Raw genomic sequence first — 22,356 nt, forward strand, 5'->3', positions numbered from 1 at the left:
TCCCCTGAAGGGGAGGGGCTTAAAGGAAGATTACCCCGCCAAGGTCACCGACATCTGAATGACCTTCTCCCCACCGACCGGCACGACGAACACGCCGGGCTTGTCGAAGAAATCGCCGTCATACCCCTCCGGGTCGGCGATGCCGTGCCACGGCTCGACACAGACATAGGCCGCGCCGGGCTTGGTCCAGATGCCGAGCTTGTCGGTGTCGGGGAAGGCGATGCGCAACTGCGGCGCGCCGTCCGCGCCGTACGTGACATGGCGGCTCTCGACCGGGTCCCAGACCAGCGCGTCGTTGGTGAACAGATCGTCCGCCAGATGCAGCACGCGGCCATCGAGCGGGCTGTCGCGGCGCGCCTCGGCGATCAGGCCGTCCGGCGCGATCTCGCGTAGACGGCCGGGTTCTTCCTTCTCGAAGACGATGCGGTGGTCGGCGCGGGCCTTATCATAGGGCAGCGGCCAGGCGAAGGCGGGATGGAAGCCGAAGCTGGCGGGCATCGGCACCTCGCCTCGGTTGAGGATGCGGATTTCCATCACCAGCGTCGCCTCTTCCAGCCGGAACTCCGCCTCCATCCGGAAGGCGAAGGGATAGGAGGTGCGCGTCTCCTCGCTATCGCCCAGCGAGAAGACGGCGCGGCTGGCCTCATGCGTTACCAGCTCGAAGGTCGAGTGGCGGGCAAAGCCGTGCTTGGCCATCGGATAATGCTGGCCGTTCAGGCGGATGCCGTCACGGGTCACGCCGATCACCGGGAACAGCAACGGCGCGCGGCCGGTCCAGAAAGCCGGGTCCGCATTCGTCATCAGCTCGCGGCCGTCCGCGTCCTTCAGCGAGGACAGCTCCGCCCCGAACGGATTGATCGCCGCCGAGAGATGCTCATTGGCGATACGGACCCAGTTTTCCTCATTAGCCACGGAGTTGCGCTCCCTGCTTGGCGGCGGCCGCGACGATCTTGTCGGCGATGGCCTTCAGCTCTTCGTCGGTGAAGCTCTTCTGCTGGGGTTGCAGAAGCACCTCGACCGCGACCGACTTATGACCCTCGGGCACACCCTGTCCGGCGAACACGTCGAAGACGCGCGCGGCGGTGATCGCCGCCTTGTCCGCCCCGCGCACCGCACGGATCAGCATGTCTGCGGCCAGCGTGTCGGGCACGAGGAAGGCGAAGTCGCGCTTTACGGACTGCAACGCCGGTGGCGTATAGGCCGGACGCATGAAGCCGGTCGCGCGCTTGGGCGGGATCGCGTCGAGATAGAGTTCGACCGCCGCCACCGCGCCGTCGAGGTCGAACGCCTTCAGCACCGAGGGGTGGACCATGCCGAACGCCGCCAGCACCGTCTTCGGCCCCAGCCGCAGCGTGCCCGACTGGCCGGGATGCCAGGCATCGCCCGCCTCGCCCATCACCTGTAAGTTATCCACAGGTGCACCGGCTTGCGCGAGCAACGCGATCGCCTCGGCCTTGGCATCATAGGCGTCAAAGCCTTGCGCCTTGCCGGAGCGCCAGTTGCGGGGCGTCTTGTCGCCCGCCAGCACCACGCCCAGCGTCGGCCGCTCGGCCTCTTCGAGGTAACGGCGGCCGATCTCAAACAGGCGCACGGCGGTCGCGCCGCGCTTGATATTGCGCTCGGTCGCGGCGAGCAGGCCGGGTAGGAGCGAAGGCCGCATGACCTTCAGATCCTCGCTGATCGGGTTGGCGAGTGTGAACGCGCCGCCGCCGAAGGGCGCGGCCTGCGCCTCGCTGATGAAGCTCCACGTCACCGCTTCGTCCAGACCGCGTGCGGCAGCGGCGCGGCGGGCGCGACGCTCCAGCTTCTGCTGCGGCGTGGCGGTCGGACGCGCGACACCGGGGGTCCGGGGGAGCGCCACCGGGGGAACATGGTCGATCCCCTCGATGCGGATGACTTCCTCGACCAGATCGGCGGGGCCGTCCACGTCGCGACGCCAGCTGGGGGCTGTCACCTGCCAGTCGGCGGTGACGGTGAAGCCCAGCGATTCGAGGATCGCTTTCTGCCGCTCCGCCGCGATGGCGAGGCCGCCCAGCGTTTCCGCCAGATTGGGGTCGTAACCGATCGTCTTGCCGACGACCGGCGGCTCACCCGCGCGCGTCACGCTGCTCGCCGTGCCGCCGCAATATTCGAGGACGAGGAAGGTCGCGATGGCGAGGCCGTCGTCGAGGAAGGCCGGGTCCACGCCGCGCTCGAACCGGGTACGCGCGTCGCTGGTCAGCGCCAGCGTCTGGCCGGTGCGCGCGATCGCCTCGGGCGCGAAATAGGCGCATTCGATGATGACGTCGGTGGTCGTCTCCGACACGCCCGAATGCTCGCCGCCCATGATGCCGCCGATGTCGTGGACACCCGCATCGTCGGCGATGACGGTCATTCCTGCCGACAGCGTATAGGTCTTGCCGTTCAGCGCCTCGACCGTCTCGCCGTCCTTGGCATGCCGCGCGACCAGACCGCCCGAGAGCTTGGCCTTGTCATAGACGTGCAGGGGGCGGCCGAGATCGACGGTCATGTAATTGGTGATGTCGACCAGCGCCGAGATCGGCTTCTGCCCGATCGCGGTCAGCCGCTGGCGCATCCATTCGGGCGCTTCGCCATTGGTCAGGCCCGAGACGCCCTGCGCATAAAAGGCCGGGCAACCCTCGGCATCCTCGATCCGCACATCGGGGCCAGCGCCCTCGCCCGGAACGGACGGAACGGTCGGCGCGATCAGCGTGCCCAGCCCAGCGGCGGCGAGGTCGCGCGCGATGCCGTGGACGCCCATACAGTCCTGACGGTTGGGCGTGATCGACACGTCGATGACCGGATCGTTGAGCCCCGCATAATCGGGGAAGGACGTGCCCACCGCCGCATCCTCGGGCAGTTCGATGATGCCGTCATGGCCCTCGCCGATCTGCAACTCGCGCGCCGAGCACATCATGCCGTTCGACTCGACGCCGCGGATTGCCGCGACCTTCAGCGTCACGTCGAGGCCGGGGACATAGGCCCCCGGCGCGCCGAACACGCCGACCAGCCCGGCCCGCGCATTGGGCGCGCCGCACACGACCTGCATCGGGCCGTCGCCGGCATCGACCGACAGGACCTGCAGCTTGTCCGCCTGCGGATGCCGCTCGGCCGACAGGATGCGCGCGACGCGGAACGAGGCCAGTGCCTCGCCCGGATTGTGGACGCCCTCGACCTCCAGGCCGATACGGGTCAGCCCCTCGACGATGGTGTCGAGGTCGGCATCGGTGTCCAGATGGCTCTTCAGCCAGCCCAGGGTGAACTTCATGCGCCGACTCCTCCCGACAAAGTGGGTACGTCGAGGCTCGCGAACCCGTAATGCTTCAACCAGCGGATATCGCCGTCGAAGAACGCCCGCAGATCGTCCATCCCGTATTTCAGCATGGCGAGGCGGTCGATGCCGCAGCCAAAGGCGAAGCCCTGCCACTCATTGGGATCGAGCCCGCACGCCTCGATGACCTTGGGATGGACCATGCCGCTGCCCAGCACCTCCATCCAGCCGCCGCCCCCATCTCTTCCAGGGTGGCCGCCGATGACGCGCTTGCCCTTCTCGATCGTGTAGCCGACATCGACCTCGGCCGAGGGTTCGGTGAAGGGGAAATAGCTGGGGCGCAGACGCAGCACGATGTCGTCGCGCTCGAAGAACGCCTTCAGGAAGGTCTCCAGCGTCCACTTCAGATGGCCGAGCGTGATACCCTTGTCGATCACCAGCCCCTCGACCTGATGGAACATCGGCGTGTGGGTCGCATCCGAGTCGGAGCGATAGGTACGGCCCGGCGCGATGATGCGGATCGGCGGCTTCTGGTCCAGCATGGTGCGGATCTGCACCGGCGAGGTATGGGTGCGCAGCACCCGGCGCACGGTGCGCTCGTCGCCGCCCGCCTCGACACCCGCCAGATAGAAGGTGTCGTGCATCGCGCGCGCCGGATGCGTCTCGGGGATGTTGAGCGCGGTGAAGTTATGCCAGTCGGTCTCGACCTCCGGGCCGGTCGCGACCGCGAAGCCCAGATCGGCGAAGATCTCGGCCAGCTCGTCCATGACCTGGCTGACCGGGTGGACGGTGCCGAAGCTGCCGCCCTCGACCGGCAGGGTCATGTCCAGCCGCTCGGAGGCGAGGCGCGCGTCGAGCGCCGCCTGTTCCAGCGCGGCCTTGCGGGCGCCCAGCGCCTCGGTCACCGCCTCGCGCAGGCCGTGGATCTTCGGCCCTTCGACCTGGCGTTCCTCGGGGCTCATCTTGCCCAGCGTCTTGAGCAGCTGGGTGATGCGGCCCTGCTTGCCCAGCGTGTCGACGCGGATCGTCTCCAGCGCATCCAGTGCGGGCGCATCGGCGATGGCGGCGAGCAGCGGCTCACGCATTTGTTCGAGTTCGTTACTCACATGTCACTCCGTCGGCCGTTCTGGCGCCCCCGTAAAGGCGCGTGGCCCGTTGGCGGGATTGCCCCCGCCGTAGCGGCTGGGTGGCCATGGGATCAATCCTTCACGCAGGGTCCGCGACCATGACGGCCGCCATGACGACCCATGTCACGCCAACCTTTCCTCAACATGTCATAGGTTAAGATCGCGTCCAGGCCCTTTCGAAGGGCCGTGCCATGCCCGCTACGGAACACCCATCTTGATTCTCGACGTCTTTACCATCCAGGTGATCGCCGCGATCAGCCACTTCATCATCGGCGCTCTTCACCTGACGCCGGGCCTCACGCGCCAGGATCGCGGCGGATGGGTGCGCGACTGGGGTCTGGCGAAAATCCTGATCGGCCTGGCGAACGGGCTGACGTTGCTCTTCGATGGCTCCAGCACGCTGGCGGTCGAACGCCTGCTCAACCTGGTCCTGGTGATCGGCCTTGCCTTGAGCATCCGCAGCGCCGCGACCATGAGCGGCCGGATGCCGCCGCGTATCCTGATGGTCCTGTTCGGGGCCACCGGAGCGGCGCTGATCGCGCTGTTCCTGTTCGACCCGTATGACGTTCGCTGGACCGTGGCGACGATGGGGATGGCCCGCATCCTGTGCCTGTTGTCGCTCACCTGGCTGGTGACCGGCATCGCCCGGCGGGAAAGACTGATGACCGCCTGGACCATGGGCGTCATCTTTGCCCTTTCGACGATCGCCTTCCTGCTGAACATGGTGCTGAACCTGATCGGCTTCACCGTCCCCGCCTGGGAGGTGCAGGCTCATGCGATGGCGCATTGGGCGGTCGGCACCGCGATCATCATGGTGACGCTGACCCATTTCTCGCTGCTGCTGATCGAGTCCGAACGCACCCAGCGCGAACTGCGCGAACAGGCGTGTCGCGACAGCCTGACCGGCGCGCTCAACCGGTTCGGGCTGGACCAGAGCCGGACCGCGCAGCACGGCCCGGTCGCCCTGCTGCTGATCGATATCGATCACTTCAAGTCGCTCAACGACACGCAGGGCCATGCGGCGGGAGACATGGTGCTGCGGCTGCTGGTCGATCTGGCCCAGGCCGAACTGGGCAAGCGAGGCCAAGTGGTGCGGATCGGCGGCGACGAGTTTCTCTGCGTCCTGCCCGCCGCCACCCAGGCCGAGGCGGAGGCGCTGCACCAGGCCCTGTCCCAGCGGTTCGACCGCGCCGTGGTCGCCGCCGTCGATTCGCCCTATCCGCCGTCGCTGAGCATCGGCATCGCGACCGGATCGGCGGACAAGGGGCTAGACCGGCTGATCCGGCAGGCGGACGAAGCGATGTATGCCGCCAAGCGGGCCCGCCACGCCCAGCGGCCACAAATGGAAGCCGCCTGATCCGATCGGACTGGGCGACCCACAGGCGACCCAGGCTATCGGGACGGCCGCTTGGCGCCCCGATAGCCGCGTGCATCAAAGCGCCTTGGTCGCCCCCGGCGTGTTGACGCCCATCGACTGGAGGTAACGCTTCACGTTGCGCGCCGCCTGGCGAAGCCGCTGCTCGTTCTCCACCATGGCGATACGGACGAAACCCTCGCCATTCTCGCCGTAGCCGACGCCCGGCGCGACCGCGACCTTGGCCTCGGTCAGCAGCTGCTTGGAGAATTCCAGGCTGCCCAGATGCGCGAGCGCGGGCGGCAGCGGGGCCCAGGCGAACATCGAGGCCTTGGGGGAGGGAATATCCCAGCCCGCCCGACCGAAGCTCTCGACCAGCACATCGCGGCGCTTGTGATAGAGCTGGCGATTCTTTTCGACGATATCCTGCGGCCCGTTGAGCGCGGCACAGGCCGCCGCCTGGATCGGGGTGAAGGCGCCGTAATCGAGATAGGACTTCACCCGCGTCATCGCGGCGATCAGCTTCTTGTTGCCGACCGCGAAGCCGATGCGCCAGCCCGCCATCGAATAGGTCTTGGACAGGGAGGTGAACTCGACCGCGACGTCCTTGCCGCCCTTGACCTGCAGGATTGAGGGCGTCGGGTTGCCGTCATAATACAGCTCGGAATAAGCGAGGTCGCTCAGCACCCACAGCTCATGCTTCTTCGCAAACGCCACGAGGCGCTCGTAAAAGGCCAGGTCCACCGTCTCGGCGGTCGGGTTGGACGGGTAGTTCACGACCAGCACCGAGGGGCGCGGCACGGTAAAGTGCATCGCCCGCTCCAGGCTTTCGAAATAGGCCTCGTCGGGCGTGGTCGGCACCGCGCGGATCGTCGCGCCCGCGATGATGAAGCCGAAGGTGTGGATCGGATAGGACGGGTTGGGCGCCAGCACCACGTCGCCCGGCGCGGTGATCGCGGTGGCGAGGCTGGCCAGCCCTTCCTTCGATCCCATGGTCACGACCACCTCGGTCTCGGGGTCGAGATCGACGCCGAAGCGACGGCCGTAATAATTCGCCTGGGCGCGGCGCAGGCCGGGAATGCCCTTCGACTGGGAATAGCCGTGCGCGTCGGGTTTCTTGGCGACCTCGACCAGCTTGTCGAGCACATGGTCGGGCGGCGGCAGGTCGGGATTGCCCATGCCCAGATCGATGATGTCCTCACCGCCCGCGCGCGCCGCGGCCCGCATCGCGTTGACTTCGGCGATGACATAGGGCGGCAGACGCTTGATGCGGTAGAACTCTTCGGACATGGGTCCCTCTGTGTAACGATTTGGGACCGGGACCTTAGCGGCTTTCGTTTCCCGACGCGACCCGACATGATGACGCAATATCCTGACGCCAATAGGGCGCGCGACGAACGAGAGGATGCGGATGACCCCCGGCCAGACCCAAGCCCCCACCCTGCCCACGCTGGAGGAGTTGCAGCACTGGACCTGGGTGATGGGCCGCGCGCAGCAGATGATGATGGAGGCCGCGCTGACCCCGCCCGAGGGCGTGCCGGTGGTGCCCGGCTTCAATGATCCCGCCACGGTCGGGCGGGTGCGCGACTTCTGGTCCGATTCGATGAAGCTGTGGCAGCGCTTCGTCGACCCCGCCGCCGAGCCGAGCGTCGCCCCCAAGCCCGACCGCCGCTTCAAGGCCGAACAGTGGCAATCGCCGCTCTTCGACTGGATTCGGCAGAGCTATCAGGTGATCTCCGACCATATGCTGCGCGGCGTCGATGCGTTGGAGGGGGTGGACCCGAAGCAGAAGGAGCAGATCCGCTTCGCCGCGCAGGGCTTTATCGATGCGATGAGCCCGACCAACTTCCCCGCCACCAACCCCGAAGTGCTCGACAAGATCGTCGAGACGCGCGGCGAGAATCTGCTGAAGGGCCTTCAGAACATGATGGCCGATCTGGGGCGCGGCCAGCTGACCCATAGCGATTCGAGCGCGTTCGAGGTCGGGCGCAACCTTGCCGCGACGCCGGGCAAGGTGGTGAAGCGCAATTATCTGTACGAGCTGATCCATTATACCCCGACCACCGAACAGGTGGCGGCGGTGCCGATCGTGATCTTTCCGCCATGGATCAACCGTTTCTACATCCTGGACCTCGCGCCCGAGAAGAGCCTGATCAAATGGCTGGTCGATCAGGGTTTCAGCGTCTTCATGGTGTCGTGGAAATCCGCCGACGCCACGATGAAGGACGTGATGTGGGACGATTATGTCGCGGCCCAGGTCGATGCGATCGACACGGTGCGCGACTTGCTCGGCGTCGAATCGGTCCACACCGTTGGTTACTGCGTAGCGGGCACGACGCTCGCCGCGACGCTGGCCTATCTGACGGCGCAGGGACAGGCGGAGAAGGTCGCCAGCGCCACCTTCTTCACCGCGCAGGTCGATTTCTCGAAGGCGGGCGAGCTGCTCCACTTCATCGATGACGAACAGCTGAAGATGATCGCGGCGCTGTCGCCCGAGGGCTATCTCGACGGGCGTTATCTGGCGATGACCTTCAACCTGCTGCGCGGGCGAGACCTGATCTGGAATTACGTCACCAACAACTATCTGCTGGGGCGCGACTATGTGCCGTTCGACCTGCTGCACTGGAATGGCGACGTCACCAACCTGCCCGCCCAGTGGCACCTCGCCTATCTGACCGACCTGTACCGCGACAATCTGCTGATGCAGCCCGGCGCGATGCGCATCGGCGACGTGCCGCTCGACCTGACGCGGGTGGCGACCCCTTCCTATGTCCAGGCGGGGCGAGAGGATCATATCGCGCCGCCCGAAAGCGTGTGGAAGATCACCGAGGCGTTCACCGGCCCCTTGCGCTTCGTGCTGGCCGGCTCGGGGCATATCGCGGGCGTGGTGAACCCGCCTGCCGCCGGCAAATATCAATATTGGACCAACGACACCCCCGCCGCGACACTCGCCGAGTTCGTCGCGGGCGCGACCGAGACCAAGGGCAGCTGGTGGCCGGACTGGGCCCAATGGCTGCGCACCCGCGATGCCGCAACCGTCGCGGTGCAGGGCGCGCGCATCCCTGGCGAGGGCGCGCTTGCGGCGCTCGACGAAGCGCCCGGACGATACGTCCGGCAGCGTTAGTTTCGGTTTTGTTGCACTGCACAATAGGCTTGATTTTGCTCCCGCGAATCACTATTGTGCAGTGCAACAAATCGGGAGAGCGCTCTTGGACAAGAACAAGCCGACCGTGCCCGCCGCCAAGGCGGTGACCAAAGCCAGTCGCGCGACCAAGCCGGTCGCGACCAAGACGCTGCCGGGCCTGCCCTCCGACACCACCGCGTCGGCCAAGCCGTCGGTCGCCAAGCCTGCGATCGCCGCCGAGGCCGCCCCCTCGAACAGCCCGGCGCTGCCGCTGAACGCACCGACCGCCAAGGTCGAAGCCCCGAAGGTCGAGACGGCCCCGAAGCCGGCGGTGGAAACGCCAGCCGCTGTCGCACCGATCGCACCCAAGGTCGAAGCGAAGCCCGCTCCGGCGCCCAAGGCTCCCGTCGTGAAGGCGGAGGCCAAGCCGGTTGCGGCGAAGCCCGCACCCAAGGCACCGGCCAAGCCCGTCGCCCCCAAGGCGGCGGCCCCGACGATTTCTTCCCCGACCGCCGCGGTTTCGGCGGACTCCAAGCCCAAGGATTTTATCATGGACGCCCAGAGCACCATCGAAAACGCGACCGCCAAGACCCAGGCCTTTTTCGGCGACGCCCAGGCCCGCACCCAGGCCACCATGGAGAAGAGCGCCAAGCTGTTCGAGGACATGATCGCGTTCAGCAAGGACAATATCGAAGCGGTCGTCGAATCGTCGAAGATCGCCGCCAAGGGCGCAGAGACGCTGGGCCAGGGTGCCGCCGACTATGCCAAGCGCTCGTTCGAGACCGCCAGCCAGACGCTGCAGACCCTGTCGTCGGTCAAGTCGCCGACCGAGTTCATGAAGCTGCAGTCGGACTTCGCCCGCTCGGCCTTCGACTCGATGGTCACCGAGACCTCGCGCTCGACCGAGCACCTGATGAAGCTGGCCGGCGAGATCGCCCAGCCGATCAGCAACCGCTTCGCGGTCGCCGCCGAGAAGCTGAAGACCGTCGCGTAATGCGCTGACGGTTTCCTTCGCGGAAACAGGAAGGGGGCGGTCACTTCGGTGGCCGCCCTTTTTCGTGTCTGGCGGGTGATTGGGGCACGTCGCTTGGGGCCAATCCCTCCCCCATCCCCTCCCGCCTGCGGGAGGGGATGGGGGAGGGCAAGGTGTCTCACCGAGACCAACCCATCCCCACTGGCATCCCGCGCGCCCAGCGCCTACATTCCCCCCATGTCGTTCTTCGGCCGCTTTTCCCCCGTCCGCGCTTATCGCGACCTGCGATTCTTCCTGTCGCAGCGCCAGCCCTATGAGCTGGTGTTCCTGATCATCGCGATGGGGATTACCGGCTTCTTCATCTACGCCTTTGCGCGCGACGATTATGTGCGACCGCCCTATCAGCCCAACATCATCTATGTCGAACAATGGCCCGCGAACCGCACCGATGCGGAAATCCGCGCGCAGCAGAAGATCGACTACGTGAAGAAGAAGCAGGAACTGGCCGAGGAGCAGGCCGCCAAGGACCAGCGCAAGGCCGAGTTCAAAAAGGTCGACGACGCGCTGACCAAGTGGGGCTTCTGACCGACCATCGCTGGATGGGGGGGGCACTGGCGCTGGCGGATCGCGGCGTCGGGCGGACCGCGCCCAATCCCCATGTCGGCTGCGTCATCGTACAGGGCGACCATGTGGTCGGGCGCGGCTGGACCCAGCCCGGCGGCCGGCCCCATGCCGAGGCGATGGCCCTGGCGCAAGCCGGAGCGGCGGCGCGTGGGGCGACCGCTTACGTCACGCTGGAGCCCTGTGCGCATATTTCGCCGCGCGGTCCTGCCTGTACCGACCTGCTGATCGCGGCCGGAGTCGCGCGGATCGTCGCGGCGATGGGCGATCCCGATCCCCGCACCGACGGCCTCGGCTTTGCCCGCGCCCGCGCCGCCGGGATCGCAGTCACGACCGGCGTGCGCGAGGAGGAGGCGCGGCGGATGATCGCGGGGTTCCTGACCCGCCGCACCCGGGGCCGCCCCTTCGTCACGCTGAAGCTCGCGACCTCGCTCGATGGCATGATCGCGCGGGCCGATGGTGAGAGCCGCTGGATCACGGGCCCGCAGGCGCGCGCGCATACCCATCTGGAACGCAGCCGCCACGAAGCCATCCTGATCGGGCGCGGCACGCTGGCGGCCGATGCGCCCCGGCTCGACGTCCGTCTTCCGGGGCTCGAGTCGCGCAGCCCGCGCCGCATCCTTTTATCCCGAACAGCCGAGACGAGCTGGGAAACCATTCCCTCCCCCGCCGCCATCGCCGATCTGGCCGGAGTCGACCGGCTGATGGTCGAGGGAGGGGCGCGAACCGCCTCCGCCTTTCTCGCCGCCGATCTGGTCGACCGGCTGCTTCTCTATCGTGCGCCCATCCTGATCGGCGAGGGTCACGCGGCGCTGGGCGATATCGGCCTCTCCCGTCTCGCCGAGGCGCATGGCCGCTGGCGGCTGACCGATGCACGGATGCTTGGCAGCGACCGGCTGGAGGTCTACGAGCGCGCTTGATATGTTTACCGGGATCGTCACCGACATCGGCTCCGTCACCGCCGTGGAAACGCGCGGCGACACGCGAGTCGTCATCGCCACCGCCTATGATACGGCCAGCATCGACCTGGGCGCATCGATCGCCTGTTCGGGCGTCTGCCTGACCGTGGTCGAGAAGGGCCCCGACTGGTTCGCGGTCGACGTCTCGGCCGAGACGATCGGGCGCACCGCCGACCAGTGGACGACCGGCCAGCGGCTGAACCTGGAACGCGCGATGAAGCTGGGTGACGAGCTGGGTGGCCATATCGTCACCGGCCATGTCGATGGTGTCGGCACCGTCGTGTCCGTCGCCGAGGAGGGCGGATCGCACCGCGTCTTCGTCCGCGTGCCCGCCGACCTCGCCCCCTTCATGGCGACCAAGGGCTCGGTGACGATCGACGGCGTCTCGCTGACCGTCAACAGCGTGGACGACACCGAGACCGGCACCGTCTTCGGCCTGAACATCATTCCCCACACCGCCGCCGTCACCACGCTGGGCGGCATCACTGAGGGCCAGCGCGTCAATATCGAGATCGACGTGCTCGCCCGGTATCTGCAGCGCATGGAGCATTATCGTGGCCGCTAATCCCGACTCGCTTTCCGGTCTGCGGCGCGGTTTCCTCTCCAACCCCGAAGAGATCATCGACGAGGCACGCAACGGCCGCATGTTCATCCTGGTCGATGACGAGGACCGGGAGAATGAGGGCGATCTGGTCATCCCCGCCCAGATGGCGACGCCGGAAAAGGTCAATTTCATGGCGCGGCACGGCCGCGGGCTGATCTGCCTGGCCATGACGCGCGAGCGGGTCGACACGCTCGGCCTGCCGCTGATGAGTCCCAAGAACGGGACACGGCACGAAACCGCCTTCACCATTTCGATCGAGGCGCGTGAGGGGGTGACCACGGGCATTTCTGCCGCCGACCGCGCGCGGACCATCGCGGTGGCGATCGATGCGGCCCAAGGCCCCGACTCGCTGGTGACGCCGGGCCATGTCTTCCCGCTGGTCGCGCGCGACGGCGGCGTGCTGGTGCGCGCAGGCCATACCGAGGCGGCGGTCGATGTCGCGCGGCTGGCGGGCCTAAATCCCTCGGGCGTGATCTGCGAGATCATGAACGAGGACGGCACGATGGCGCGGATGGACGACCTGATGTCGTTCGCGCAGCTCCACAATCTGAAGATCGGCACGATCCGCGACCTGATCGCCTATCGCCGCCGCTACGACCATCTGGTCGAGTTGCAGTCGGAGGCCACGTTCGAGAGCGAATGGGGCGGCACTTGGACCGCGCGGGCCTATCGCAACAAGGCGACCGGCACCGAGCAGGTGGCGCTGGTCAAGGGTAAGCTCGATACGACGCAACCCGTACTGGTGCGGATGCACGCGCTGTCGCCCTTCGCCGATGTGTTCGGCGAGGCGGGTGCGCGCGGCGCCCTGCTCGCCAAGTCGATGAAGATGATCGCCGAGGAAGGTTCGGGCGTGATCGTCGTCATCAACCGCCCGCGCACCGATGCCTTCACCACCGCCGTCCGCCTGAAGGCCGGCGAGGAGGTGCAGATCGATATGGAGGAGCTGCGCGACTATGGCGTTGGCGCGATGATCCTGGCCGAGCTGGGCGTGCAGGACATGGTGCTGCTGACCAACACCCATCACACGCTGATCGGGCTCGACGGCTATGGCCTGTCGATCGTCGGCGAACGTCGTATCGAAAATGCTGAGGGAGACGCCTGATGGCGCATGTGTTGATCGTCGAGGCGCGCTTCTACGAGCATCTGAACGACATGCTGCTGTCGGGTGCGCGGGCCGCGATCGAGGAGGCGGGCCACAGCCATGAGACGATCACCGTCCCCGGCGCGCTGGAAATCCCCGGTGCGGTGGCGATGGCGGCGGACTCGGGCCGTTACGACGCCTTCGTCGCGATCGGCGTGGTGATCCGCGGCGAGACCTATCATTTCGAGATCGTCTCGAACGAGAGCGCGCGCGGCCTGATGGCGCTGACCATGGACGGGCTGCCCATCGGTAACGGCATCATCACCACCGAGAATGAGGCGCAGGCGCTGACCCGCGCCAAGCCCAACGAGAAGAACAAGGGCGGTGAGGCGGCCAAGGCGGCGCTCGCCATGCTGGCGCTGAAGGGTCGGTTCGGGTGACATCGCCCGTCCTCCGAACCGAGCGGTTGACCCTGCGGGTCCCGTCGGCGGAGGATTTCGAGGCGTGGGCGGCGTTCCATGCCGAGGAGGACACTATGCGCTTCCTCGGCGGCGTCCAGGCGCGCGGGGCGGCGTGGCGCGGGCTGTGCACGATGGTCGGTGCGTGGAGCGTGCGCGGTTTCGCCATGTTCTCGGTCATCGAACGGGAAACCGGCCGTTGGGTCGGACGGATCGGACCGTGGCAGCCCGAGGGCTGGCCCGGGCGTGAGGTGGCGTGGGGCGTGGCACGCGAATTCGCCGGGCGCGGCTATGCTTATGAAGCGGCCTGTGCGGCGATGGACTATGCGGTCGATGTGCTGGGCTGGGATCAGGTGATCCACACCATCGACCCGGAGAATATCGGCTCGATCAAGCTGGCCCAGCGGCTGGGGTCGGTGAACCAGGGCCCGACACGCCTTCCCGCCCCGCTGGAGAGTTTTCCCGTCGATGCCTGGGGCCAGAGCGCCGACCAGTGGCGGGCACGTCGAGCAGCAGGCGCACAATGACCGATATGCCGCCCAGCCGATTCCGTGTCGTCGAACGGGGTCGGCGGCTGGTGGTGATCGATACCCAGGCGGATAAGTCGCCGCCCGTCCGCCGGACGGACTTACCGCGACCGGCCTCGGACAAGACCCGAGCACGATTCCAGCTGCCGGAAAAGATCCGCTTCGACGGTGCGGCAAGCTGGTCCACCGACCGTTTCTATGACGCCAAGGGTCCCCGTGCCCTGACACTCGATGCAGGCGCGATGCAGAAGCTGCGCTTTGCCGGGGCCGGGCTGGTCGCGCTGGTGATCCTGTGGGTGCTGGTCGCGAGCTTTGCCCCACCCTTATGGGGGGCGCCGCTGCTGTTGCTCAATCCCAAGATGCGCCAGACAATGCGCGACCGGGTGACAGCATGGCTCGACACGTTGGACGGCGGCGAATAGCCCGCACCTCCAGCAAGGCTAACCAGCGATCGGATTTGTCTTGATACGCTCTTACAAAGGGCCACCACCCCGGCGGAGGCCGGGGTGGTGAAGGGGGCGGGGGTGTTCATTACCCCGCCCCTCATGCTCAAGCCGCCCGCGCGCTCTCTTCAAGCGTGGGGTAGTCGATATACCCCTCCGGCCCTTGGCTGTACCAGGTCTTCATGTCGCCCTCGTTCAGCGGCGCATCGGTACGCAGACGCTCGGGCAGGTCGGGGTTGGCCAGGAAGGTCCGGCCAAACGCGATGCCGTCCGCCACACCCGAGTCGATCGCAGCTTGCGCCTTTTCGCGCGTGTCGAAATCGCTGTTCAGGATCAGCGGGCCCTTGAAGACCTCGCGAATCTGCGGCGACAGCTTGGGCACGTCGGTGCGGCCATAGGTACCGTCCGGCCCGATCTCGCGGAGTTCGAGAAAGGCGATGCCCAGGTCCGACAGCATCTTGGCGGCGGGCACGAAGACCGAGGCGGGATCGCTATCGTCCACGCCCTGGCTGTCGCCGTTGGGCGAGAGGCGCACGGCCACCCGCTCCTTGCCCGCGACCGAAATCACGCGCTCGGCGATCTCGCCGAGCAGGCGGATGCGGTTCTCCGGACTGCCCCCATATTCGTCCTCGCGGTGGTTCGCCCCATCGCGCAGGAATTCGTCGATCAGATAGCCGTTGGCGGCATGGATCTGCACCCCGTCGAACCCGGCGGCCAGCGCGTTGCGCGTCGCCAGCTCATAATCGTCCAGCAGGCGCGGGATTTCGGACAGCTCCAGCGGGCGCGCTGTCTCGAAATCCTTCTTGCCCTCGAACGTATGCGCCTGCCCCTCGGTGCGAGTGGCCGAGGACGAGACGGGCTGCATCCCCGTGACCGAGCTGTGCACCTGACGACCCATATGCCAGAGCTGCGCGACGATCCGGCCGCCCGCCTTGTGCACCGCGTCGGTCACCGGCTTCCACGCCTCGACCTGCTCGTCAGTCCACAGACCCGGTGCATAGGGCCAGCCCAGCCCTTCGCGGCTGATGCCGGTGGCCTCGGAGATGATCAGGCCCGCGCTGGCGCGCTGGGCATAATATTGCGCCATGATCGGCGTCGGCACCGCCTCGCGCGTGGCACGGGCGCGGGTCAGCGGGGCCATGAGGATACGGTTGGGGGCGTGGATCGCCCCGAGATCGATGGGGTCGAAGAGCGTTGGCATCACATGTAATCCTTTTGCGGCCTTTCCGGCCTGACGCAACGCAGATAGGGCGTTAAGGGACCCCATGCCCGTGTTCCACACCCCAAGAAAAACTGAACCGATGCAAAGCGATCGTCAGTCGGACCGGACCGGACCGGATAGCACGCCGCCGCTGGCCTTCGCCGCCGTCATCCTCGCCAATGTCGCGCTTGCCTTCGGGCCGCTGCTGGTCCGCATGGCCGATACGGGGCCGGTCGCCGCCGCCTTCTGGCGGATCACGCTGGCCGCGCCGGTGCTGGCGCTGGTCGCGCTGATCTCGCCCGCGCGGCCGCGTCGGCCGGGCAAGGGACAGGCAGGGCTATGGGCGCTGCTATTGATCGGCGGCATCGCCTTTGCGGGCGATCTGGGCTCCTGGCATATCGGCATCCGCCAGACGACGATGGCCAATGCCACGCTGTTCGGCAATTCGGCGACCTTCATCTTTCCGCTCTACGGCTTTCTCATCGCGCGCACCTGGCCCTCGCGCAGCCAGGGGATCGCGCTGATCCTGGCGGCGGTCGGGGCCGGACTGTTGATGGGGCGCAGCTATCAGGTCGATCCGCGCCACCTGGTCGGCGACCTGATGTGCGTCCTGGCGGGCATTCTCTACGCGCTCTACTTCATCCTGATGGCGCGGGTGCGGACGACCATGCCGCCCATCCCGGCGCTCGCCTGGTCGACGATCGCCAGCATCGTGCCGCTGTTCGTCTTTGCCGTGCTGCTGGGCGAGCGGGTCTGGCCCGGCCATTGGAGCGCGCTGATCCTGCTGGCGCTGGGGAGCCAGATCATCGGCCAGGGGTTGATGATCTATGCGCTGGGCCTGCTGAGCCCGCTGGTCGTCGGCCTGGCGCTGTTGGTCCAGCCGATCGTGGCGACCGCCATCGGCTGGATCGTCTATGACGAGCGACTGGCATTGCCCGACCTGGTGGGCGTGGCGATGGTTGCGGTTGCGCTGGTGCTGGTCCGGCGCGGATCGACGGTTGCCAAGTCGGGCGATAGGGACGACGGATAGGATATGACCGAGGCTGCCATGACCGATGTTCAGGACCTGACTCTCGACGAGGTGCGTGCGCTGCTGGCCGACGGCATCGCGTCCAACGCCGCATTCGACGGCTGGGGCGACGACGCGCGCGACATGGCGGCGGACGCGGCGGGCATCGACCGCGACATCGCGCGACTCGCCTTCAAGGACGGCCCCGTCGCGATGATCGATGCCTGGTTCGGGCAGATCGATCAGGCGATGGTCGAGGCGGTGCCCGCCGACCGGGCGGCCCAGATGAAGATTCGCGAACGCATTACCGCGCTGGTCGAGGCACGGCTGGCCGCCGCGGCTCCCAATCGCGAAGCGCTGCGCCGCGCGCTGACCATCCTCGCCATGCCGCAAAACGCCGCCACGGCCGCGCGACTCGGCTGGCGGACGGTCGATGCGATCTGGGCGCAGGCGGGCGACACCGCGACCGACTATAACCACTATACCAAGCGTGCGACGCTGTTCGCCGTCTATGCCTCGACCATCGCGGTGTTCCTGAACGACGAGAGCGAGGATTACGCCGACACCCGCGCCTTCCTCGCGCGCCGGATCGAAGGGATTATGCGGTTCGAGAAGTGGAAGGCAGGGATCACCAAGCGCGGTGAGAATATGCCCAGCCTGTCGCGATTTATTGGGCGGCTGCGTTATCCGGCGGTGTGAGGAGTGCCCGGCCCACGCCTGACCACTGATCCTCTCACCCAATTCACCAACTGGTAATTGATAATCAATCGCACCGGGGTTATGTATGTCCCATGGCGATGCTCAGCAGTCTCGAAACCCTTCCCCGGCGGCAACCGGCGACCGTGGCCGCGATCGACTGGACCCAGTTGGCCCTGCCCGAAGCGCGTCGTTTGCGCGAACTGGGCTTCGACGAAGGCGTGGGTGTCGAGGTGCTGCACCGCGCTACGCTGGGCGGCGGGCCCATCGCCTGCCGGATCGGCCGGATGACCGTGGCGCTGCGTCGCCGGGTCGCCGCCTCGATCCGCGTCGCGCCGAGCGCCTGAGGCTTAGCCCGGACGAATGAACGCTGCACCGCTGGTCGCGCTCGTCGGCAATCCCAATGCCGGCAAAAGCGCCCTGTTCAACGCGCTGACCGGCGCGCGACAGAAGGTCGGCAATTATCCCGGCGTCACCGTCGAGCGGCATTCGGGCCGACTCGTGCTGGACGATGGCCGCGCGGTCGAGCTGGTCGACCTGCCCGGTGCCTATAGCCTCGATCCCGGCAGCCTGGACGAACAGGTCACGCGCAATGTCGTGATGGGCTCTCAGGCGGGCGAGCGCCGCCCCGATGCGCTGGTCGTCGTGGTCGATGCCGCCAATCTCGACAACCACCTGCGCTTCACGCTCCAGCTGATCGCGCTCGGCCTGCCGGTCGTGGTCGCGCTCAACATGGTCGACCTGGCCGAGCGTGACGGGCTGACCCTCGACGCCGATATCCTGGCGCGCGAGCTGGGCGTGACGGTCATCCCGACCGTCGCCGTCCGCCGTCGCGGGCTCGACACGCTGAAGGCCGAGATCGACCGGCTGGTGTCGCAGGAGCGGCCCCACGCCATAGCGGCCGCCGACCGGATCGACGATATCGTCACGCTGCAACGCCGCGCGCGCCAGATCGCGTCCGCTGCGACCGTGGCGGAGACGCCGACGCGCCGCTGGACTCACATGCTCGACTCGGTCGCGCTGCACCCGATTGCCGGGCCGATCCTGCTGGTCGGGCTGCTCTTCATCATGTTCCAGGCCGTCTTCGCCTGGTCGCAGACGCCGGTCGAATGGATCGAGGCCGGATTCAAATGGCTGGAAATCCAGGCAGGACTGTTACTGCCGGACGGCTGGTTCCGCAGCCTGATCACCGATGGCCTGATCGCCGGTGTCGGCGCGGTCCTCGTCTTCCTGCCGCAGATCCTGATCCTGTTCCTCTTCATCCTGATTCTGGAGGCGACCGGCTATATGGTCCGCGCCGCCTTCCTGATGGATCGGTTGATGGCGCAGGTGGGTCTGTCGGGGCGCGCCTTCATCCCGCTCCTTTCCTCCTTCGCCTGCGCGGTGCCCGGCATCATGGCGACGCGGACGATCGATGACGAGAAGGACCGGCTGACCACGATCCTGATCGCGCCGCTGATGACCTGTTCGGCGCGGCTGCCCGTCTATACCATCATCATCGGCGCGTTCATTCCGGATCGGCAGGTGCTGCCGCTCGTGGGTCTTCAGGGGCTGGTGCTGCTCGGCCTCTATCTGATGGGCATTGTCGGGGCGTTCGTCGCCGCGCTGCTGCTCCGCCGCACCGTCACCAAGGGCGCGTCGTCGGGCTTCATGATGGAGATGCCGAAATACCAATGGCCGCATCTGCGCGACGTGTTGCTCGGCCTGTGGAGCCGCGCGCTGATCTTCCTGAAGCGCGCCGGGACCACCATCGCGCTGACCACCGTCATCCTGTGGGCGCTGCTGTCCTTCCCCAAGCCGCCGGAGGGTTCGGGCATCTCGCCGGTCGATTATTCGATCGCGGGCCGTATCGCCAACGGGATCGAAGTCGCGGTGCGTCCGATCGGCTTCAACCGCGACATCTCCCTCGCGCTCGTGCCCGCCATGGCGGCGCGCGAGGTCGCGGTGGCGGCGATCGGCACCGTCTATGCCATCGACGATACCGAGCATGAGGGCGGGCAGAAGGCGATGACCGACAAGCTGAAACGCAACTGGTCGCTGCCCACCGCGCTCGCCTTCCTGATGTGGTTCGTCTTTGCGCCCCAGTGCATCTCGACCATCGCGGTGACGCGTCGGGAAACCAACGGATGGAAATGGCCAGCTTTCATGGTGGGCTACCTTTTCGTGACCGCCTATGTCATGGCGGGTATCACATATTGGCTGGCCGTCTTCGCCGGCCTCTAGGCAAGATACAGGACTGATACATGGCGGGCAGCGTCAACAAGGTGATTCTCGTCGGCAATCTGGGACGCGATCCCGAGAGCCGCTCCTTCCAGAATGGCGGCAAGGTGGTCGAACTGCGCATCGCCACGTCCGAGTCGTGGAAGGACCGCAACAGCGGCGAGCGCAAGGAAAAGACCGAGTGGCACACGGTCAAGATCTTCAACGAGGGTCTGGCGAACGTCGCCGAGCGTTTCCTGCGCAAGGGCTCGAAGGTCTATATCGAAGGCGCGCTGACCACCCGCAAGTGGCAGGACCAGCAGGGTAACGACCGTTACTCGACCGAGGTGACGCTGCAGGGCTTCAACTCGGTGCTGACCATGCTCGACGGCCCCGGCGGCGGTCAGGGCGGCGGCGGTGGCCGTGGCGGCAGCGACTTCGGCGGCGGTGACGATTTCGGCGGCGGCGACTTCGGTGGCGGGTCGAGCGGCTTTGGCGGCGGCTCGTCGGGCGGCGGTTACGGTGGCGGCGCGCGCAATTCCGGTGGCAGCGCAAGCCAGAGCGGGAACGGCGGCAACCGTGGCGGGTTCGGACAGGGCGGTGGCTTCGCCGACGATCTGGACGACGACGTTCCGTTCTGATCGTCGACGGCCTTCTCCACGGTGAGGACATGCAGGACACGGTAATTCGGGCGGACTCGGCGATCGGCCAACAGGATGGGATGACGGACATGCTCGACCCATCGGCGATTACAGAAGCAGAGCGCTCCGCGCTGATCCGCCGCTACGATCTGGCGGGCTATCGTGAAAACGGGTGCCTGGACGACCTGACCACCTTTGCCGCCGAATTGTGCGGCACCCCGGTCGCGTTGGTCAGCCTGGTCGAGGAAGAGTCGCAGCAATTCCTGTCCGCGCTGGGCTTTGACGAGCCGCAGACGCCGCGTGATACCTCCTTCTGCGCCCATGCGATGGTGGCGGGCGAAACCGTCATGGTCGTGCCCGACGCGCGGCTGGACCCGCGCTTCGCCGATTTCCCGCTGGTGGTGGGGCCGCCGCATATCCGTTTTTATGCGGGCGCGCGGCTTTTGTCGCATGAAGGCGTGCCGCTGGGCGCGATCTGCGTCATCTCGCCCGAACCGCGTCCGCAAGGGCTGACCGACTTTCAGTTTCGCGGGCTGGAGATTCTGGCGACCGCCGTCATGGGCCGGTTGCAGGACCGCCGCGCCCAGCTCGAACACGAACAGACCGTCGAGGCCTCGGAGGCGCGCGTCGCCGACAGCGAGCAGCGGTTTCGCACCCTGGCCGACACCATGCCACAAATGGTCTGGTCGACCCTGCCCGACGGCTATCACGATTATTACAACGCCCGCTGGTACGACTATACCGGCATGGAACCCGGCTCGACGGATGGCGAAGCGTGGAACGGCATGTTCCATGCCGACGATCAGGAGCGGGCCTGGACGCGCTGGCGCCATAGCCTGGCGACCGGTGAGCCCTATCAGATCGAATATCGGCTGCGGCACCGTGACGGCACCTATCGCTGGGTACTGGGCCGCGCCCTACCGATCCGTGATGCAGAGGGGCGGATTACCCGTTGGTTTGGCACCTGCACCGACATTCACGAACAGAAGCTGGCGCTGGAAGAGCGCGAGATCGTCAGCCAGGAGCTGAGCCACCGGATCAAGAATATCTTCGCGGTGATCTCCGGCCTGATCGCCTTTGCCGCGCGCAGCCATCCGGGTTTTGCCGGCATTTCCAGCGACCTGCGCGACCGGATCACCGCGCTGGGCCGCGCGCACGACTTCGTCCGTCCGCACAGCCCGCAGTCGCAGCCCAAGGCGCGGCAGGACTCGCTGCATGGCCTGCTGACCGATCTGTTCGATCCGTATCGCGGCGATGCGGACACTCGTATCCACCTGTCGGGGGAGGATGTCCTGGTCGACGATCGATCGGCCACGCCGCTGGCGCTGCTGTTCCACGAACTGGCGACCAATGCCGCCAAATATGGCGCGCTGTCGGTGGTCGAAGGACATGTCGAGCTGGCCGTGCGGCAGGACGGAGAGATGGTCACGCTCTGCTGGCAGGAGCGGGGTGGTCCGGTGCTGGAGCGTACGCCCGATCATGCCGGGTTTGGATCGCAATTGGTCGAACTGTCGGCGGTGCGCCAGCTAGGCGGCACGGTGCGGCGCGACTGGCGGCGAGACGGGCTAGTGGTGACGATCGAAGTACCGCTGGCCGCGTTCAGCCGCCCGCCCGGCACCGGGCCCTGTCGTTAAGGCTAAGCGTCGGGGCTCAGGCGTTCAGGCCGAGCGGCATGACATAATCGGTCGATGCGACATCCGCGCCCGTCGCCATGGCCGCGGCGGCCAGGATCGCCCGCTCGCTGAAAGGTTTGCGGATATAGCCGAGCGCCTGGCAGTTCGATCCGATCTGCGCGGGATTGGCGGTGACGAACACGATCTTGACGCCGAACTGCTCGGCCAGCTGGCGCGCGATGTCCGGCCCCGTCGCACCGTCGCGCAGGTTCACATCGACAAAGGCAAAGGTGCAGCCGGGCGCAGTTTCGATGGCGGTGCGGCTATCCGCCGCGATCCCGGCTACTTGATAGCCGGCATCGGTCAGAATGCGCTCCAGATCGAGGGCCACGAAAATCTCGTCTTCCACGATCAGGGCGGTTTGGCTCATGTCAAATTCCCGTCACTTTCCGGCT

Annotated in this window: 22 protein-coding genes; 16 read left to right on the top strand and 6 right to left on the bottom strand. The window is 66.9% G+C overall.

Annotated elements, in window-relative coordinates:
* Nucleotides 1-30 precede the first annotated feature (30 nt).
* From SB4_RS07955 to pheS, 3 genes are read right to left on the bottom strand one after another with little or no spacing between them, the layout of a single operon-like run.
* Entirely contained in the window at nt 31-912 is an 882-nt protein-coding gene (locus SB4_RS07955) for an aldose 1-epimerase family protein (RefSeq protein ID WP_058752142.1), read from the bottom strand.
* Nucleotides 905-3,268, bottom strand: a complete 2,364-nt coding sequence (gene pheT / locus SB4_RS07960; RefSeq protein WP_058752143.1) for a phenylalanine--tRNA ligase subunit beta — start codon at nt 3,266-3,268, stop codon at nt 905-907. The genes SB4_RS07955 and pheT overlap by 8 nt, the downstream gene beginning before the upstream one ends.
* The gene (gene pheS / locus SB4_RS07965; protein WP_193753766.1) at nt 3,265-4,356 is read right to left on the bottom strand and encodes a phenylalanine--tRNA ligase subunit alpha; all 1,092 of its coding nucleotides are present in this window, start codon (nt 4,354-4,356) and stop codon (nt 3,265-3,267) included. The genes pheT and pheS overlap by 4 nt, the downstream gene beginning before the upstream one ends.
* Before the next feature lie 256 nt (nt 4,357-4,612).
* Here pheS and SB4_RS07970 point away from each other — a divergent pair, with 256 nt between their 5' ends.
* The gene (locus SB4_RS07970; protein ID WP_058732980.1) at nt 4,613-5,755 is read left to right on the top strand and encodes a GGDEF domain-containing protein; all 1,143 of its coding nucleotides are present in this window, start codon (nt 4,613-4,615) and stop codon (nt 5,753-5,755) included.
* 75 nt (nt 5,756-5,830) lie between these two features.
* Here the strand turns inward: SB4_RS07970 and SB4_RS07975 are convergent, their stop codons facing one another.
* Entirely contained in the window at nt 5,831-7,042 is a 1,212-nt protein-coding gene (locus tag SB4_RS07975; protein ID WP_058716564.1) for an LL-diaminopimelate aminotransferase, read from the bottom strand.
* Nucleotides 7,043-7,163: 121 nt separating this feature from the next.
* Here SB4_RS07975 and SB4_RS07980 point away from each other — a divergent pair, with 121 nt between their 5' ends.
* The 9 genes from SB4_RS07980 to SB4_RS08020 all read left to right on the top strand — a co-directional run bounded on the left by SB4_RS07980 (nt 7,164) and on the right by SB4_RS08020 (nt 14,521).
* Nucleotides 7,164-8,876 (top strand): PHA/PHB synthase family protein, encoded by a 1,713-nt coding sequence (locus tag SB4_RS07980; protein WP_058752145.1) that lies wholly within the window; start codon nt 7,164-7,166, stop codon nt 8,874-8,876.
* 85 nt (nt 8,877-8,961) lie between these two features.
* Nucleotides 8,962-9,870, top strand: a complete 909-nt coding sequence (locus SB4_RS07985) for a phasin family protein (RefSeq protein ID WP_058752146.1) — start codon at nt 8,962-8,964, stop codon at nt 9,868-9,870.
* A 216-nt stretch (nt 9,871-10,086) separates the two neighbouring features.
* Nucleotides 10,087-10,434: a hypothetical protein gene (locus SB4_RS07990; RefSeq protein ID WP_058715792.1), complete on the top strand. Its 348-nt coding sequence runs from the start codon at nt 10,087-10,089 to the stop codon at nt 10,432-10,434.
* Nucleotides 10,435-10,448: 14 nt separating this feature from the next.
* On the top strand, nt 10,449-11,390 hold the full coding sequence (ribD, locus tag SB4_RS07995) for a bifunctional diaminohydroxyphosphoribosylaminopyrimidine deaminase/5-amino-6-(5-phosphoribosylamino)uracil reductase RibD (protein WP_058752166.1): 942 nt from the start codon (nt 10,449-10,451) through the stop codon (nt 11,388-11,390).
* A gap of 1 nt (nt 11,391) precedes the next feature.
* Nucleotides 11,392-11,994, top strand: a complete 603-nt coding sequence (locus tag SB4_RS08000; protein ID WP_058752147.1) for a riboflavin synthase — start codon at nt 11,392-11,394, stop codon at nt 11,992-11,994.
* A complete protein-coding gene (ribB, locus tag SB4_RS08005; protein ID WP_058752148.1) occupies nt 11,984-13,135 on the top strand; it encodes a 3,4-dihydroxy-2-butanone-4-phosphate synthase in 1,152 nt (383 codons plus the stop codon). The genes SB4_RS08000 and ribB overlap by 11 nt, the downstream gene beginning before the upstream one ends.
* The gene (ribH, locus tag SB4_RS08010; protein ID WP_058752149.1) at nt 13,135-13,554 is read left to right on the top strand and encodes a 6,7-dimethyl-8-ribityllumazine synthase; all 420 of its coding nucleotides are present in this window, start codon (nt 13,135-13,137) and stop codon (nt 13,552-13,554) included. The genes ribB and ribH overlap by 1 nt, the downstream gene beginning before the upstream one ends.
* Nucleotides 13,551-14,099: a GNAT family N-acetyltransferase gene (locus SB4_RS08015; protein ID WP_058752150.1), complete on the top strand. Its 549-nt coding sequence runs from the start codon at nt 13,551-13,553 to the stop codon at nt 14,097-14,099. The genes ribH and SB4_RS08015 overlap by 4 nt, the downstream gene beginning before the upstream one ends.
* Nucleotides 14,096-14,521, top strand: coding sequence for a hypothetical protein (locus SB4_RS08020; protein ID WP_153006132.1), 426 nt, complete (start codon nt 14,096-14,098; stop codon nt 14,519-14,521). Before SB4_RS08015 ends, SB4_RS08020 begins: the two co-directional genes overlap by 4 nt.
* 127 nt (nt 14,522-14,648) lie before the next feature.
* On the opposite strand, the gene SB4_RS08025 is transcribed toward SB4_RS08020, so the two are convergent.
* Nucleotides 14,649-15,743 carry an alkene reductase gene (locus SB4_RS08025; RefSeq protein ID WP_058752152.1) on the bottom strand — a complete coding sequence of 365 codons (1,095 nt, stop codon included), beginning with the start codon at nt 15,741-15,743 and terminating at the stop codon, nt 14,649-14,651.
* Between the two features lie 100 nt (nt 15,744-15,843).
* On the opposite strand from SB4_RS08025, the gene SB4_RS08030 reads away from it, so the two are divergent.
* The 6 genes from SB4_RS08030 to SB4_RS08055 all read left to right on the top strand — a co-directional run bounded on the left by SB4_RS08030 (nt 15,844) and on the right by SB4_RS08055 (nt 21,922).
* The gene (locus tag SB4_RS08030) at nt 15,844-16,773 is read left to right on the top strand and encodes a DMT family transporter (protein ID WP_058752153.1); all 930 of its coding nucleotides are present in this window, start codon (nt 15,844-15,846) and stop codon (nt 16,771-16,773) included.
* A gap of 3 nt (nt 16,774-16,776) precedes the next feature.
* The gene (locus SB4_RS08035; protein ID WP_058752154.1) at nt 16,777-17,451 is read left to right on the top strand and encodes a COQ9 family protein; all 675 of its coding nucleotides are present in this window, start codon (nt 16,777-16,779) and stop codon (nt 17,449-17,451) included.
* A gap of 92 nt (nt 17,452-17,543) precedes the next feature.
* Nucleotides 17,544-17,795 (top strand): FeoA family protein, encoded by a 252-nt coding sequence (locus SB4_RS08040; RefSeq protein ID WP_058715801.1) that lies wholly within the window; start codon nt 17,544-17,546, stop codon nt 17,793-17,795.
* A gap of 16 nt (nt 17,796-17,811) precedes the next feature.
* A complete protein-coding gene (gene feoB, locus SB4_RS08045) occupies nt 17,812-19,671 on the top strand; it encodes a ferrous iron transporter B (RefSeq protein ID WP_058752155.1) in 1,860 nt (619 codons plus the stop codon).
* Nucleotides 19,672-19,691: 20 nt separating this feature from the next.
* Nucleotides 19,692-20,288 (top strand): single-stranded DNA-binding protein, encoded by a 597-nt coding sequence (ssb, locus tag SB4_RS08050; RefSeq protein WP_058732969.1) that lies wholly within the window; start codon nt 19,692-19,694, stop codon nt 20,286-20,288.
* A gap of 80 nt (nt 20,289-20,368) precedes the next feature.
* Entirely contained in the window at nt 20,369-21,922 is a 1,554-nt protein-coding gene (locus SB4_RS08055; RefSeq protein WP_058752167.1) for a sensor histidine kinase, read from the top strand.
* A 16-nt stretch (nt 21,923-21,938) separates the two neighbouring features.
* Here the strand turns inward: SB4_RS08055 and SB4_RS08060 are convergent, their stop codons facing one another.
* Nucleotides 21,939-22,331, bottom strand: coding sequence for a response regulator (locus SB4_RS08060; protein WP_058715804.1), 393 nt, complete (start codon nt 22,329-22,331; stop codon nt 21,939-21,941).
* Between the last annotated feature and the right edge of the window lie 25 nt (nt 22,332-22,356).

This window comes from Sphingomonas sanguinis, from assembly GCF_001476905.1.
Taxonomy (GTDB): domain Bacteria; phylum Pseudomonadota; class Alphaproteobacteria; order Sphingomonadales; family Sphingomonadaceae; genus Sphingomonas; species Sphingomonas sanguinis_B.

Bases quoted from the DNA above. Each gene is read 5' to 3' on its own strand.
- SB4_RS08055 (WP_058752167.1), top strand. From the start codon at position 20,369: ATGACGGACATGCTCGACCCATCGGCGATTACAGAAGCAGAGCGCTCC.
- SB4_RS07975 (WP_058716564.1), bottom strand. From the start codon at position 7,042: ATGTCCGAAGAGTTCTACCGCATCAAGCGTCTGCCGCCCTATGTCATC.
- SB4_RS08025 (WP_058752152.1), bottom strand. From the start codon at position 15,743: ATGCCAACGCTCTTCGACCCCATCGATCTCGGGGCGATCCACGCCCCC.
- SB4_RS08040 (WP_058715801.1), top strand. From the start codon at position 17,544: ATGGCGATGCTCAGCAGTCTCGAAACCCTTCCCCGGCGGCAACCGGCG.
- SB4_RS08060 (WP_058715804.1), bottom strand. From the start codon at position 22,331: ATGAGCCAAACCGCCCTGATCGTGGAAGACGAGATTTTCGTGGCCCTC.
- ribD (WP_058752166.1), top strand. From the start codon at position 10,449: ATGGGGGGGGCACTGGCGCTGGCGGATCGCGGCGTCGGGCGGACCGCG.
- SB4_RS07980 (WP_058752145.1), top strand. From the start codon at position 7,164: ATGACCCCCGGCCAGACCCAAGCCCCCACCCTGCCCACGCTGGAGGAG.
- pheS (WP_193753766.1), bottom strand. From the start codon at position 4,356: ATGCGTGAGCCGCTGCTCGCCGCCATCGCCGATGCGCCCGCACTGGAT.
- SB4_RS08030 (WP_058752153.1), top strand. From the start codon at position 15,844: ATGCAAAGCGATCGTCAGTCGGACCGGACCGGACCGGATAGCACGCCG.
- SB4_RS07990 (WP_058715792.1), top strand. From the start codon at position 10,087: ATGTCGTTCTTCGGCCGCTTTTCCCCCGTCCGCGCTTATCGCGACCTG.
- SB4_RS08000 (WP_058752147.1), top strand. From the start codon at position 11,392: ATGTTTACCGGGATCGTCACCGACATCGGCTCCGTCACCGCCGTGGAA.
- feoB (WP_058752155.1), top strand. From the start codon at position 17,812: ATGAACGCTGCACCGCTGGTCGCGCTCGTCGGCAATCCCAATGCCGGC.
- pheT (WP_058752143.1), bottom strand. From the start codon at position 3,268: ATGAAGTTCACCCTGGGCTGGCTGAAGAGCCATCTGGACACCGATGCC.
- SB4_RS08035 (WP_058752154.1), top strand. From the start codon at position 16,777: ATGACCGAGGCTGCCATGACCGATGTTCAGGACCTGACTCTCGACGAG.
- ssb (WP_058732969.1), top strand. From the start codon at position 19,692: ATGGCGGGCAGCGTCAACAAGGTGATTCTCGTCGGCAATCTGGGACGC.
- SB4_RS08020 (WP_153006132.1), top strand. From the start codon at position 14,096: ATGACCGATATGCCGCCCAGCCGATTCCGTGTCGTCGAACGGGGTCGG.
- ribH (WP_058752149.1), top strand. From the start codon at position 13,135: ATGGCGCATGTGTTGATCGTCGAGGCGCGCTTCTACGAGCATCTGAAC.